General features: G+C 65.2%; 11 protein-coding genes and 1 pseudogene. 9 read left to right on the top strand and 3 right to left on the bottom strand.

Annotated elements, in window-relative coordinates; all coding sequences use genetic code 11:
* Positions 1–5: 5 nt before the first annotated feature.
* Positions 6–1,523 carry a glycerol kinase GlpK gene (gene glpK / locus F8O08_RS02040; protein ID WP_158042417.1) on the bottom strand — a complete coding sequence of 506 codons (1,518 nt, stop codon included), beginning with the start codon at positions 1,521–1,523 and terminating at the stop codon, positions 6–8.
* A complete protein-coding gene (locus F8O08_RS02035) occupies positions 1,520–3,298 on the bottom strand; it encodes a glycerol-3-phosphate dehydrogenase/oxidase (RefSeq protein ID WP_225733535.1) in 1,779 nt (592 codons plus the stop codon). Before F8O08_RS02035 ends, glpK begins: the two co-directional genes overlap by 4 nt.
* A gap of 354 nt (positions 3,299–3,652) precedes the next feature.
* Here F8O08_RS02035 and F8O08_RS02030 point away from each other — a divergent pair, with 354 nt between their 5' ends.
* Together F8O08_RS02030 and F8O08_RS02025 are read left to right on the top strand one after the other, a co-directional pair.
* Complete coding sequence (locus F8O08_RS02030; protein ID WP_225733534.1) at positions 3,653–5,329, top strand: MDR family MFS transporter; 1,677 nt, start codon at positions 3,653–3,655, stop codon at positions 5,327–5,329.
* Positions 5,322–5,984, top strand: a complete 663-nt coding sequence (locus tag F8O08_RS02025; protein ID WP_192497687.1) for a TetR/AcrR family transcriptional regulator — start codon at positions 5,322–5,324, stop codon at positions 5,982–5,984. The genes F8O08_RS02030 and F8O08_RS02025 overlap by 8 nt, the downstream gene beginning before the upstream one ends.
* 46 nt (positions 5,985–6,030) lie before the next feature.
* On the opposite strand, the gene F8O08_RS02020 is transcribed toward F8O08_RS02025, so the two are convergent.
* Positions 6,031–7,452 carry a S1C family serine protease gene (locus F8O08_RS02020; protein ID WP_158042415.1) on the bottom strand — a complete coding sequence of 474 codons (1,422 nt, stop codon included), beginning with the start codon at positions 7,450–7,452 and terminating at the stop codon, positions 6,031–6,033.
* 289 nt (positions 7,453–7,741) lie between these two features.
* Between F8O08_RS02020 and F8O08_RS02015 the strand changes: the two genes are divergently transcribed.
* From F8O08_RS02015 to F8O08_RS01985, 7 genes and pseudogenes are all read left to right on the top strand, one after another.
* Positions 7,742–8,797, top strand: a complete 1,056-nt coding sequence (locus F8O08_RS02015; RefSeq protein ID WP_158042414.1) for a LacI family DNA-binding transcriptional regulator — start codon at positions 7,742–7,744, stop codon at positions 8,795–8,797.
* Positions 8,798–8,957: 160 nt separating this feature from the next.
* Positions 8,958–10,004, top strand: a complete 1,047-nt coding sequence (locus tag F8O08_RS02010) for an extracellular solute-binding protein (protein ID WP_225733533.1) — start codon at positions 8,958–8,960, stop codon at positions 10,002–10,004.
* Position 10,005: 1 nt separating this feature from the next.
* A complete protein-coding gene (locus F8O08_RS02005) occupies positions 10,006–10,875 on the top strand; it encodes an ABC transporter permease (RefSeq protein WP_192497686.1) in 870 nt (289 codons plus the stop codon).
* Positions 10,872–11,666 carry an ABC transporter permease gene (locus F8O08_RS02000; RefSeq protein WP_225733532.1) on the top strand — a complete coding sequence of 265 codons (795 nt, stop codon included), beginning with the start codon at positions 10,872–10,874 and terminating at the stop codon, positions 11,664–11,666. Before F8O08_RS02005 ends, F8O08_RS02000 begins: the two co-directional genes overlap by 4 nt.
* 3 nt (positions 11,667–11,669) lie before the next feature.
* Positions 11,670–12,812, top strand: coding sequence for an ABC transporter ATP-binding protein (locus tag F8O08_RS01995; RefSeq protein WP_158042412.1), 1,143 nt, complete (start codon positions 11,670–11,672; stop codon positions 12,810–12,812).
* Positions 12,809–13,612 (top strand): MBL fold metallo-hydrolase, encoded by an 804-nt coding sequence (locus F8O08_RS01990; RefSeq protein ID WP_158042411.1) that lies wholly within the window; start codon positions 12,809–12,811, stop codon positions 13,610–13,612. The genes F8O08_RS01995 and F8O08_RS01990 overlap by 4 nt, the downstream gene beginning before the upstream one ends.
* Positions 13,613–13,695: 83 nt before the next feature.
* A pseudogene (locus tag F8O08_RS01985) lies at positions 13,696–14,055 on the top strand (VanZ family protein); the annotation flags it as partial.
* Positions 14,056–14,096: the final 41 nt, after the last annotated feature.

The raw sequence follows: 14,096 nt of genomic DNA, 5'->3' as shown, positions 1-14,096 counted from the left end.
ACGCATCAGGCGAGGCCGTAGCTGCGAGGCAGCGCGTCGGCCCACTGCGCACGCATACGAGTTCGGATCTCTTCATCAGGCTGCGGCTCGAAACGGCGACCGAGCTCGGTCAGCTCACGCAGCTCGTCAAGGTCATGCCACATCCCCACAGCGAGGCCTGCGGCATAAGCCGCGCCGAGCGCCGTCGTCTCGAAGGTCGTGAGCCTCTGCACAGGCACACCGAGCAGATCGGCCTGCATCTGCATGAGCAGGTCGTTCGTGCTTGCTCCTCCGTCAACGCGCAGCTCGCTGATCTCACGCCCCGATGCCTCGACCACGTCGGCGCTCTGATGCGCGATCGCTTCGAGTGCGGCACGCGCGATGTGCGCCTTGGTGACATAGCGTGTCAGCCCGACGATCACGCCGCGCGCGTCGGGCCTCCAGTACGGAGCGAACAGCCCGCTGAACGCCGGCACGATCACCACCCCGCCGTTGTCGTCGACCTCTTTCGCGAGCGCCTCGATGTCGGCGGCGTCGTCGAAGAAGTCAAGGTTGTCGCGCAGCCACTGCACCAGTGAGCCGGTCACCGCGATCGATCCCTCAAGTGCATAGCTGGGCGCCTGCCCGTCGAGCTGGTAGGCGATGGTGGTGAGCAGACCGGCAGCCGAGTCGATCACCGGTTCGTCACCCGTGTTGACCAGCAGAAAGCTGCCGGTGCCGTACGTGTTCTTCGCGTCTCCCGGGCGGGTCGCCGTCTGCCCGAAGGCCGCTGCCTGCTGGTCGCCGAGGATGCCTGCGATCGGCACCCCGTCGAGTGCAGGCGGCAGCCCGGCCGCGGCGGCGTCGACGCTGCCGAAGACATGCGACGAGGGGTGCACCTCGGGCAGCATGCGCCGAGGCACGTCAAAGCCGGCGAGCGCATCGTCGCTCCAGTCGAGGTCGAGCGCATCGAAGAGCAGCGTCCGCGAAGCATTCGTCACATCAGTGGCATGCACCGTGCTCTCGCCGTGCGCTCCACCGGTGAGGTTCCAGAGCACCCAAGTGTCCATCGTGCCGAAGAGTGCATGACCGGCCTCGGCGGCTTCGCGCAGCCCTCTGACGTGTTGGAAGAGCCACAGCAGTTTGGTCGCTGAGAAGTACGGATGCACCGGCAGCCCGGTGATCTCGCGCAGCCCGTCGACGCCGATTCGGTCGATGATGCGATCGACCAGCGGCTGCGAGCGAGTGTCCTGCCACACGATCGCATCGTGCAGCGGTTCGCCGGTCTCCGGGTTCCAGACCAACGTCGTCTCACGCTGATTCGTGATGCCGATCGCCGCAGGAGGGCGACCGCTCATCGCCTCGACGACCTCGCCGACCACCGTGCACGTGTTGTGCCAGATCTGCCTGGCATCCTGCTGCACCCAGCCTGGTTCGGGAAAGACCTGATCATGCTCGCGCTGCGCGACGGCCAGCGTATGTCCGGCCGCGTCGAAGGCGATCGCTCGGGTGCTCGTAGTGCCCTGATCGATCGCCAGCAGATACTGCTGTGCATTGCCGGTCACTCGGGCCTCGCAGATCGTCGTGGGCCTTTGGCAACGGCCTCACCTGCAGAGTCGTGCCTCACTGCGTCTGTTTCCTGTGCCGGGCCAGAGGATGGAACGTCTGCCTCAGATGCAGAGAAGTCTTCGTCTTCGCCGATACCGGTGTGGGCGGTGGCCTCAAGGTAGCCAGAGACCTCGCGCAGACGCTGCTTCTCGCTCCAGCCGAGCTGCGCGGCCATCAGCCGGGAGACCTGACCGACCGCAGCAGCACCGCGATCGGGGTACTCGATGCTGAGGCGGGTGCGGCGTTCCATCACATCGTCAAGGTGCAGCGCCCCTTCGTTCGTCACCGCATAGACGACCTCTGCCTGCAGGTACCCGGGAGCACCCTCAAGCTCGTCCGAGAGCTCGGGTTCGACACCGATGAGCTCGAGCACGTCGTAGAGCAGCGTGCCGTACCGGTTGATCAGCCGGTTGACCCGCCACATGGGCCAGCCGTGAATGCGCGAGATCTCGGCCCGCTTCGCGGTGATCGCATCGAGTCCGCGAGCGCCGAGCAGTGGCGTCTGCTTCGTTCTTGACGGCTTCTTGCGCGCCTTGCTCGGCCCGAGTGCGAAGTTCACCGCGTCTTCGGCCATCACCCGATAGGTGGTCAGCTTGCCACCCGCGATCACGGTGAGTCCGGGCGCCGGCGAGGCCACCGTATGCTCGCGCGAGACCTTGGTCGACGCAGTTCCGGCTTTGGTGCCGGGCTGCAGCAGCGGTCGCAGACCGGCATACGTGCCCACGACATCCTCACGGGAGATCGGATCGACGAGCAGCTCGTTGACATGACCGATCAGATAGGCGATGTCGTCTTCGGTGGCGACCGGACTCGCATAGTCACCGGTGTACGGGGTGTCGGTCGTGCCGATGATCCAGCGGTCTTTCCACGGAATCACGAAGAGCACGCTCTTCTCAGTCTGCGAGATGATGCCGGCGTGCCCGGGAATGCGTTCGCGCGGCACGACGATGTGCACGCCCTTCGACGCGAGCACTTTGAGCCCGCCGCTGGTGCCGCTCAACGCCTCGGTCTGCTCGGTCCAGACTCCGGTGGCGTTGATCACGTTCTTCGCACGCACGCTGAAGGTCTGACCGCTCTCACGATCGAGCACTTCGGCGCCACGCACGCGATCGAACTCGTCAGTGGTCAGTGCGGTGACCTGGGCCCGGTTAATGGCCCGCGCCCCGAAGTGCGCAGCGGTGCGCACCAGCGTCGAGACCAGTCTGGCGTCGTCGATGCGGGCGTCATAGTAGCGGATGCCGCCGGCGAGTTGGGTCTCGTCCAGTCCGGGAAACAGATCGTGCAGACCGCGCCTCGTGAGATGTCTGTGGCCAGGCACGGCCGGAGTGCCGCCCAGCCAGGCCATGCTGTCGTAGAGGGTGATGCCGCTGCCTACGTAGGCACGCTCGGTGACGGCTTTGTGCAGTGGATAGATGAACGGCACCGGCACCGACAGATGCGGAGCGATGACACGCAGCAGCAGATTTCGTTCGAGAATCGCCTCGTGCACCAGCGCGAAGTCGAGCATCTCAAGATAGCGAAGCCCGCCGTGCAGCAGTTTGCTCGACCAGCTCGACGTGCCCGATGCCCAGTCGTCCGCCTCGACGATGCCGACTTTCAGCCCACGCGTCGCAGCATCCAGTGCGATGCCTGCTCCGGTGACGCCTCCCCCGATCACGAGCACGTCCAGAGTCGAGTCGCTGACGGTCTCGATTGCCTGCTGTCTGGTCTGCGCGTTCAGGATGCTGCTCACCGTGCTCCCCTCGTCGTACGGCCACAGCTGCGACCGTCTCGGTGCTGCCGAGTTGGAGTGGTTGGCGGCACCCTTTCCAGTGTAGGGTTCCCCTCTCACACCTGCGCACATTGTTGTGGCAGCCGTGACCAGCCTCATCTCTTCCAGCATGCCGTCCGTCGTCATGTTGTGACAGGCCAGAGCATCTTGTGCTCACCCTCGTCGGCCCTCGAGACGACCGCCGACACGCCGACGGCCGTCTGTTTTGACTTTGCAGAGTCTGCAAGTTTACAGTTACTGCATTGATGCGCGCGACGCTGCCGTGATCACGCCGGCCGTCGGTACAACACTCACCCCTACGAAGAAGGCTCCGCTATGCCCGAACTCACCCAAGAGCACACCTCTGGCGTGCTCCCGAAACGACAGATCAATCTGATCTTCGTCGCACTGATCGTCGTGATGCTGCTGAGCTCGCTCGACCAGATGATCTTCTCGACAGCACTGCCGACGATCGTCGGCGAGCTCAACGGCGTCGAGCACATGCTCTGGGTCGCAACCGCCTACATCCTCTGCGCGACCGTGATGATGCCGGTCTACGGCAAACTCGGCGACCTCTACGGCCGCAAAGCGATCACGATCGGCGCGGTGGCCGCTTTTCTGATCGGCTCGATCGTCGGCGGTCTGGCACAGGACATGACCTGGCTGATCATCGCCCGAGGCATTCAGGGTCTCGGCGGCGGCGGCCTGATGATTCTCTCGCAGGCGATCATCGCCGATATCGTGCCGCCGAAGGATCGCGGCAAGTACATGGGCCCGATGGGTGCCGTGTTCGGCCTCTCATCGGTCGCCGGCCCGCTGCTCGGCGGCTGGTTCACCGATTCCATCGGCTGGCGCTGGGCCTTCTGGATGAACATTCCTCTTGCCGTCATCGCCATCGTCGCCCTCACCGTACTGCTCCATCTGCCGAAACGTACGGCCAGCAAAGTGCGTCTCGACGTGCTCGGCACCGTGCTGCTCGCAATCTGGGTATCGTGCCTGGTGCTGTTCACCTCATGGGGAGGCAACACCTATGAGTGGGACTCTCCCCAGATCATCGGGCTGATCGTCGCCACAGTCGTCTTCGCCGGACTGTTTCTGTGGGCTGAGGCCAAAGCAGCCGACCCGCTGCTGCCGCTCGCGCTGTTCCGCAACCGCAACTTCAACCTGACCACCGCCGCCGGCCTCGCCGTCGGCATCGCGATGTTCGGAACGCTCGGCTACATGCCGACCTATCTGCAGATCGTGCACGACACCGGCGCGACCGAGTCAGGCCTGCTCATGGTGCCCATGGTGATCGGGCTGATGCTCACAGCCATCGCCTCTGGCCAGCTCGCCAGCCGCACCTCGCACTACAAGTGGATGCCACTGGCCAGCATGCTGCTCGTCGCAGCCTCGCTGGTGCTGCTCTCGACGCTGCACGCCGACACTTCGCTGTGGGTGCTGTGCTCGTACATCTTTCTGCTGGGCGCCGGCATCGGTCTCGGCATGCAGATTCTGGTGTTGGTCGTGCAGAACGAGTTCCCCATCACGCAGGTCGGCACTGCGACCGGTGCGAACAACTTCTTTCGCGAGATCGGCGCCACGCTCGGGTCGGCCATCGTGGGCAGCGTGTTCACTTCGAGCCTGACTCGTCTGCTGACCGACCGCATGCCGCAGACCGGCGCAGCAGGTGGTGCGGCAACCGGCATCGACTCGCTCACCCCGGCCGTGGTCAGAGATCTGCCCGCACCGATTCGCGATGTCATCGTGAACTCGTACAACGACGCGCTCACCCCGATCTTCATGTGGCTGATGCCGCTGCTGCTGATCGCCTTCGTGCTGCTGCTCTTCGTGCAGGAGCATCCGCTCGCCACCTCGGTCGACCAGTCGGGCAAGACGGCCATCGACGACTCTGGCGTCATGCCTGCCGACGTCGAGGCCACGCGCCGACCAGGCGAGCCTCGTCAGCACGGCGCACATGCGGCATCCGCCGCCCCGACGCACGATCACTCGCAGGTTCGTGACGATGGCTGATCAGCCCGAGGAGGCACCAGCCTCATGCGCTCATGAGGGACTGCGCCAGCGCAAGCTGCGCCAGACCCGTGAGCACGTCGAGCAGGTGACGGTCGATCTCGTCGACCGTCTGGGGTACGACGAGGTCTCGGTCGAGATGATCTGCGATCAGGCCGAGATCTCGCCGCGCACGTTCTACAACTACTTCGGCACGAAGGATGCTGCGATTCTCGGGTACATTCCGGCGAGCGTAGACGCAGACCGGCTGCAGGAATTCGTTGACGACCCAGGCGACGACATCATCGACGCGCTGTTGCAGGTGATCGCGTCAGCCGAGAACAGCCCGCTGCGGCGATCGTCGCTGCAGGCTCAGCGGCACCGGATTCTGCATCAGCACCCCCATCTGCTGACTGAGATGGCGAGTCGCGTCGAGCGACTGCAGAGTCGGCTGAACGGGGCGATCGCTGAACGCGTCGGGCGTGAACTTGGCGCATCGACGACGGATGCCACGGTGCAGCAGCGAGCGCGTCTGCTGTTCGCTGTCGTGACCGCGGTGATCAAGATCTCGCTCGTGGCCGGCCCCGAGCCGCTGACGCAGGATCTGACGGTAAGTGAGGCCGCCGTGCTCGAACGGCTGCGCAGTGCTCGCAGGCTTGCGGTCGAGATGCTGCAGTGAGCATGGGGCCGTGCTCTGGGCACGGCCCCATGTCGAGCGGCGCAGACTACTGAACGGGGCCCTCTGCCAGCGTCACGGTCTGAGTGTGCGTGGTGCCCTGTGCATCGACCCAGGTGACAGAGACCTGATCGCCGACGGCATGCTTCGCGATGATCGTGCTCAGGTCGTCGGCGCTGCTCACCGTCTGCCCGTCGATTGCGGTGATCGTGGAGCCGGCGCTGATGCCTGCCGTTGCCGCCGGAGTGTCATTGACGACCCCGGCGACAGACGCGCCACTGGTCTGAGCAGATGAGCCGCTGCGAGAGCCGCGATTCGACGACGAACCCGTCGAGCTGCTCGAGCTCTGCATCGAGACGCCCAAGAACGGGGCGCCACCGATGCGCACGCTGCCTGACGCATCCTTGTTCTCGATCTGCTGCACCACACTCGTCACGGTCTGAATCGGAATCGCATACCCGACCACCGTTCCGCCGGTGCTCGCAGCCACCGTCATCGCAGCGACCTCGCCCTCTGCGTCGAGCACCGGCCCGCCCGAGTCGCCCGACACGACGTCGGCGCCGAACTCGATGAGCCCGCTCAGGCTCTCGCCGGTCGTGCCGGCACCCGTTTCGGTGCCTGAGCCACTCCCCGAGCGCGCCGCTGCGCCCTGCGTGGTGATCGACTTGTTCGTCGCGGTGACTTGCCCCGCGGCAGCCACCAATGATCCACGACCCTGCGCATTGCCGATCGCCGTGAGTGTGTCACCGGCGTTCACACCGTCGTCGTCGACCGGCGCGACCTCGAGGCCGGATGCATCCTGCAGCTGCAGCAGTGCGACATCCTTCGTCGAGTCGCTGCCGAGCACCTTCGCACTGTAGCTCGCGCCCGTCGACGCAACCGTCACCTTGATCTGCGTCGCGCCCTCGACGACGTGGTGGTTCGTCGCGATGAGGCCGTCGCTCGTGAGTACGAATCCGCTGCCGGCCGCTTCGCCGCTGCCGTAGTCGAGCACTGTCTCGATGATCACGGCGCCACGCTGCTGATCGGCGGATGCTGCGGTCGCGCCCGCGTTTGAGGTGCCTGACCGCCCCGAGTCGTCGATCGTGCTGTCGCCGCTGTTGGACTGGCCCGAGCCGTTGACGCCGTAGCCGTTGCCGAACGCAGGCAGAGCCTGGCTGCTTCCAGAGCCGGTCTGGGCGGAGTGAAAACCGCCGGAGAGCGTGGTGATGCCGAGCGTCAGTCCCGCGCCGATGGCCATTGCGCCGCCGAGAGCGAGGGCTTTGCGCCAGACGGCGGAGCCGCCGCGCGGCGACGCGACCGGGCCGTCGGGCTGCTGCTGCGCGGCATATGCAGTGTCTGTCGTGAACGCCCAGTTCGGCACATACCGATCATCGGCGTTCGTCTTCTGTCCGTGCGCGTTCTGGTCGTTCTGCCCGCCGTGCACCTGCTGCTGGCGGGGCACCGCCTGGGTGTCGTCGTCGTCGTACATGAAGTGCCTCCTCGTTCGTACTGTCAGTACAGACCGCGAAGCTGAGTGCTGCTTGGCGCTTGCCGGTGCGCGGTCTTTTCAGTTACTGAGAAAGACCTGTCAAAGAAGGTACCCCGCTGTCATCCGCCCCAAGTCCGCGACACCTGCCCCCTCAGGCTCGTCTGCACGCTTGTCTGCGGGTTCACCGCTTCAGGGCACCTCGACGAGCGCCTAGAATGAATCGAGCGGTCACATGCAGCGCCGTCTCGCACTCTTGATCATCTCTTTTCACTGGCTTTCGAAGGTGCCCATGTCTCAGCCGACTGACGAAGCCCCTGACGCCGATCGGCCCGTGCCCCCTCCCCCGGCAGACAGACGAGCAAGCCCGGCTACGCTTCGAGACGTCGCTGCGGCCGCCGGGGTCTCTGTGGCGTTGGTCAGCTATGCGCTCAACGGCACCGGGCGCGTCTCAGCAACGACTGAGGCTCGAATTCTGCAGATCGCCGACCAGCTCGGCTACCGGGCGAATCGACTGGCTCGTGCTCTGCGAACCGGCCGCTATTCAACGATCGGCGTGATCATTCGCAACCTCCGCAACCCGCTCTTCGCCGACGTGCTGAGCGCGATGGAAGACGAGGCCCGCGTGCAGGGCCTCGCCCTGACGATTCGCAACTCACGATACGACCTCGAGGATCAGCAGCGTCTGCTCGACTCGCTGGTCGACGACGGCGTACGTGCGATCGTGATCGCGCCCGTCGGCACAGGTGACGAGCTCACCGCCTGGCAACGTCAGCATGCTCACATTCCGCTTGTCGCGCTGAACATGTCGATGCCGAGGACGACATCCCTGTCGACGATCAACCCGGATCATCAGGAGGCCGTTCGACTCGCGGTCGAGCACCTCGCCGCGCGGGGGCACCGCACGATCACCTTCGTGGCTGCGCCACGGCATCTCGCAGCCGATCTGACGCGGGAGATCGCCTTCGTCGAGCAGTGTGCCCGTCTCGGCGTCACGCCGCGCACTCTGCGCACAAAGCTGACGGTCGAAGCGGTGCAGAGGGCCGTCGCAGCAGATCTTGCCGATCGTGACCGCCGCGAGGCGCCGGCATTCCTCCTGAACAGCGACCACCTGGCTGCAGGCGTCTATCATGCCGCTCGCGGGGCTGACCTGGAGCTCGGGCACGACCTGAGCGTCGTCGGCCACGACGATCTGCCTTCTTCTGATCTGCTGGCGCCCGGGCTGACCACGATCGCATTCGACAGAGATCAACTGGGCCGAGACGCGGTTCGTCTGGCGCTGTCGCCCGGCTCTCAAGAGCACATCGCACTGCCGGTACGGCTCGTCGTGCGTGAATCGGTGCGCTGAGACCGCACCGAGTTCACTGCCTGTTCACCTCGCTTTCCACTTCTCGAAAGGCTGATTCAGACCCGCGTTCACCAAGCGCTGAAACCTTTAAGCAGTCGGAGCTCGCGACGTCGACAAGGGTCGCTGCGAGAGCGGAATACAGCATCCAGAGGAGTCAGAATTGCGTAAGTATCAAGGAATCGCCGCCGTCGGCATGACGGCCGCGCTGCTGGTCGGCCTGGCCGGCTGCTCGGGATCGTCGAGTTCATCAGCAGACGGCGAGCAGGATGGCGACAGCGTCATCACCTACAACAGCCCGAAGGAATGGGGCAACTACGGCGAGGTGCTCTCGTCGTTCACCCAAGAGACCGGCATCCAGGCGCCGAACGACCCCAAGAACTCGGGACAGGCGCTCGCTGCCATGCAGTCGGAACGCGACGCACCAGTGGCAGACGTCGCCTATGTGGGCATCGCGTTCGCGCAGCAGCTGACCGATGCCGGCCTGCTGCAGCCCTACGCACCGAAGGGCACCGAGAACGAGACGGCAGACCTCAAGTCTTCCGATGACCTGTGGCACACCGTGCACACTGGCACCGTCGCGTTCATCGTGAACAAAGACGCATTGGGCGACCTGCCGACGCCGACGTCGTGGGCCGATCTGCTCAAGAGCGAATACCACGGGAAGGTCGGCTATCTGGATCCTTCGCAGGCAGCGGTCGGCTACTCGGTCGCCACCGCGGCGAACCTCGCCATGGGCGGTGACCTCGACAACTGGCAGCCCGGCCTCGACTACCTCGGAAAGCTCAAAGACAACGGTGCGGTCACTCCCGCTCAGACTGCGACGGCCAAGGTCTCTCAGGGAGAGATTCCCATTCTCATCGACACCGATTTCAACGGCTACAACCTCAAAGACAAGGGCAGCAACGTCGACGTGGTGATTCCGCAGGAGGGCAGTCTGCAGATGCCGTATGTCGTGGGGCTGGTCAAAGACGCCCCGCACCCGAACAACGGCAAGCGGCTGCTCGACTTCTACTTCTCTGAGCAGGGGCAGTCACTCTTCGCCAAGGGCTACATGCGCCCGGCTCTCGGCTCCATGCCCGACGACGTCAAGTCGAAGGTGCTGCCCGACGCTGACTATGAGCGCGCCAAGACCGTCGACTTCATCAAGATGGGCAGTGAGCAGAAGTCGTTCATCGACCTGTACACGGCTCAAGTCGCCAACCGCTGACATGAGCATTCAGCACTCCCCACGGGCCGCCCGAAGACAGTCGACAGCCGGCTGGCTTCTGGCGGCCCTGCCCGGAACGATTCTGCTGGTCTTCTTCGGCATCGTTCCCCTCGCCTTTCTGCTGATGTCGTCGCTGGGGCTCGGAAGACTCGGCACCGGGGAGAGCGCCGGGCCGACGTTCTCGTACCTCACGCAGGCGTTCACGAATGGCTCGCTGCTCTCAGAGCTCTGCAACTCGCTGCTGATCGCCGGCGGCGCAGCCGCCATCACGACCCTCGCCGCCGTTCCGATCTGCATCGCCCTCAGCCGACGGGCACGCACAGGGCATCCGACGTCGCTGAGCGAAGCGATTCTGACGCTGCCCATGTCACTGCCCGGAACGATCATGGGCTTCTTCGCGATCATCCTGATCGGTCGCACCGGCATCCTCGGTGCAATGATTCCGGCGCTGAACGGCATGGCCTACATGCCGCTCGGCATTCTGATCGCCTACATCTCGTTCTCACTGCCACGGGCCGTGTCACCTCTGAGGGCGGCAGTCGAAGGTCTCGACAGCGACGCGATCGACACGTCACGGGTGCTTGGCGCCTCGGCCACCCAGTCGTGGTTCACCGTCACGCTACCCACGCTGCTGCCGGCCATGGTCAGCGTGTTCGGCACCGTCGCCGCCGTCGCACTGGGCGGGTACGGCACGATCGCCACGCTTTCGGAAGGCAGCATGCGTCTGCTGCCGCTGTCGGTGTCTGACGCGCTGACGAATCACTACGCGATTGCACAGGCCTCGGCTCTCGCCATCGTTCTCGCCCTGACTGCGACCGGCATTCTCATCGTCTCTCGTCTGCTCACCTCACGATTGGAGCGTTCCCGTTGAATCGCACTTCCTGGAGTGACCGTCTGACCGTCTGGCTGGCACTCGCATTCACCCTCATTCCCATCGGCGCCTGCTTCGTCGCTGCCACCAGCGTGAACTTCGCCCAGGGACCGTGGGGCGCAGGCATCACCTTCGAGTGGCTTGCCCAAGCCGTGTCGCAGCTCGGCCCCATGCTCACCCGCAGCCTCGCTCTGGCGGCGGTCATCGCGGTCGCCAACCTCGTGTTCGGCTACGGCCTGAGCGGTTGGATCGCGCGCAGCGGCTCCTGGCTGTCGAAGCTCGTCGGCCAGGTGGTGAACCTTCCGCTCGCGGTGCCGGGCATCGCCTTGGGCATCGCTCTCGTCACGCTGTACCCCAAGCTGCGTGCCAGTGGTCTGCTGCTGGCATGCGGGCACTTGGTCTTCACGCTCCCATTCACCCTCGCGACGCTGATTCCAGCCCTGCGCGATCCCGCAGTGCAAGAGGCCGAGATCGTCGCTCGCACACTCGGAGCGCGAACACTCACCCGCGCACGCACCGTGACCCTCCCAGCAATACGAATCGCTCTGGGACAGGCGGCCATCACGGCTTTCGCCCTGTCGTTCGGCGAGTTCAACATCAGCTTCTTCGTCAACCCTCCGGCCTCAACCTTCGCTCCGTTCGCGCTGTTCGACGCCTATGCGACGCAGCGCCTCGAAGTGGCCTCAGCCGAGACCATTCTCTTTCTACTCTGCCTACTGCCGGTGCTGCTCGTCGTCGTTCTGCTGACCCGGCGTCAGAGCTCTTCTGCCACAATCACACGAAAGGCCTGACTCTTGTCCGAACCCAAGCGCACCGCAGAGAGCCGCGACCGCGGTCTGCGCATCGAAAGCCTGCACGTCTCGTACGGCAGTCAGACGGTGCTCTCTGACATCACCCTCGACGTGCCCGCCGGCCGCACCCTCGCGATCGTGGGGCCGTCAGGCTGTGGCAAGAGCACGCTGCTCAAGACGATCTGCGGGCTGCTCACACCTGACTCGGGAACGATCACACTTGCCGGGCGAGACATCACCTCGCTGCCTTCAGAACGGCGAAACATCGGCCTCGTGCCGCAGAACTACGCGCTCTTCCCACACCTCAATGTGCAGCGCAACGTCGAGTACGGGCTGCGCGTGCGGCACGTGCCACGTGACGAACGCTCTCTTCGCGTGCAAGAGGCAATCTCGTTCGTGCAGCTCGAAGACCTTGCCCGTCGTCGCACCAATGAGCTCTCTGGCGGTCAGCGACAGCGTGTGGCTCTGGCCCGGGCACTGGTCATCAGTCCTGATGCGCTGTTGCTCGACGAACCCCTCTCGGCGCTCGACCCGCAGCTGCGGGTGAGCATGCGACGCCAGCTGCGCAGCATTCTGCAGTCGGTGACCGACAGTGTGCAGGTCATCGTCACCCATGATCAGCAGGAGGCCATGACCATGGCCGACCTCGTGGCCGTCATGCGCGACGGTCACGTGGTGCAGGTCGGTTCGCCCCAAGAGATCTGGGCGCACCCGGCAGACGCATTCGTCGCCGACTTTCTCTGCAATGCGGCTCTGCTCGACGTGACCGTCACCGATGAGGCGGTGCACGCCTTCGACGGTGCCTGGCGCATCCCCAATGTGGCCTTCGACGAGGTTCCCGCCGCCGGCTCTGCGCACATGCTGGTACGCCGCGACAGCCTCGAGGCGAGCCCGTCGCTCGTCTCGCCGGGCGCACCCTCGCAACGGGCGGCGCTGCACGACCATGCCTCAGCATCCGTCATCGGTCTCGTGCTCGCTTCTGAGTACACCGGTGAGCGACACCTGCTGACAGTCGACGTCTCAGGCACTCGGCTTCCCGTCACGATGTCGCCCGGAGACGGCCGTCAGATTCAGGTCGGGGCTCACGTCGCCCTGTCGCTGCGACCAGGTGGGGCCGCGCTCTTCGCCGAGGAGGCCGCACGATGACGCTGCGCATTGAGATTCTCGGCGCCAACGCCACCGCGCCAACGAAGTGCGGCCCCGCTTCGGGGTCGCTGGTTCTGGCAGGCGACGCCTGCGTCTTGGTCGACGCCGGCCCCGGCGTCATGGGTGAGTTCTGCCGCCGACATGAGCTCTCTGAGATCGCTGCGATCACGCTGACCCATCTGCATGCGGATCACTGCCTAGATCTGATGGCCCTCGCCTACCGGTGGACGTTCCCCGAGGTGCTCCCTCGCATTCCCCTGTACGTTCCCGCCGGCGAGACGCATCGGGTGCGCGACTTCGACGCGCTCTTCGGCATTCCGACCCTGCCCACGATGCACAGCCCGATCGAGGGCAGCTTTCAGCTCGCCGAGACGCCGATCGGAAGCACACCTGCCGCTGTGACTCCGGCCCTGCCGCCGCGGCTGGGCGAGCTCAGGCTTACGACGGCTGCCGCCCACCACGCCGTGCCGACCGCCTGCCAGCGTTTCGAACTCGACGGCCGCGTCGTGTCGTTCACCGGAGACACCAGTGACTGTCCCAGTCTCAGAAGCGGCATTGCCGGCAGTGACGTTCTCGTCTGCGAGTGCACCTATCTCGACGGCGATCCAGCGGTGCTCAGCGGCCACGGGCATCTGACCGCCGCGCAGGCCGGCAGGCTTGCCGCTGAGACCGGCGTGCGTCATCTCGTGCTGAATCATTTCAGCACCGATGACATGCATGACGAGGCGCATCGACGCGCGGCCGAGCATTTCGACGGCCCGATCACAGTCGCCGAGCCCGGTCTGCGCATTCAGGTGTGAGGGCCAACTCGGGAACACCACGTGGACGCCCAGACCAGCACGGGGTAGAACGAGCAAGGCAGCGTGTTCGCCGGCGCCGTTGAATCGCCGCCATACTGCTCGCCTGCTACGTCATCGGGCTCGCATTCGTCGCACTGTGGCTCACGCCGGTCGACAGTGACGTCAGCCCGCAGCTCGCGCACGTTCTGAAGTGGCTGCATCAGCACAGCATCCCCGCATTCTTCGACTACTCATTCGTCGAGCGATCGGCCAACGTGCTGCTCTTCGTGCCCGCAGGCCTGCTGCTCGCACTGCTCATGGCGCGGCACCGGTGGTGGCTGGCCTGGGCGATCTGCGTCACTGGGTCATGCATGATCGAGCTGGGGCAGCTGGTGCTGCTCCCCGCGCGCTACGCCACGCTCGACGACGTCGTAATGAACAGTCTCGGCGCACTCATCGGCGTCGGCATCGCAGCACGCGTCACGCGCCGCAGCCGACCGTCTCA

This window comes from Pseudoclavibacter sp. CFCC 13611, assembly GCF_008831225.1.
GTDB lineage: Bacteria > Actinomycetota > Actinomycetes > Actinomycetales > Microbacteriaceae > Pseudoclavibacter_A.
Note: the sequence above shows the minus strand (reverse complement) of the source record. Positions and strands in the feature narration are given on the sequence as shown.

Coding starts and splice junctions, on each gene's coding strand:
- F8O08_RS02030 (WP_225733534.1), top strand. CDS start 3,653: ATGCCCGAACTCACCCAAGAGCACACCTCTGGCGTGCTCCCGAAACGA.
- F8O08_RS02025 (WP_192497687.1), top strand. CDS start 5,322: ATGGCTGATCAGCCCGAGGAGGCACCAGCCTCATGCGCTCATGAGGGA.
- F8O08_RS02020 (WP_158042415.1), bottom strand. CDS start 7,452: ATGTACGACGACGACGACACCCAGGCGGTGCCCCGCCAGCAGCAGGTG.
- F8O08_RS02015 (WP_158042414.1), top strand. CDS start 7,742: ATGTCTCAGCCGACTGACGAAGCCCCTGACGCCGATCGGCCCGTGCCC.
- F8O08_RS02005 (WP_192497686.1), top strand. CDS start 10,006: ATGAGCATTCAGCACTCCCCACGGGCCGCCCGAAGACAGTCGACAGCC.
- F8O08_RS01990 (WP_158042411.1), top strand. CDS start 12,809: ATGACGCTGCGCATTGAGATTCTCGGCGCCAACGCCACCGCGCCAACG.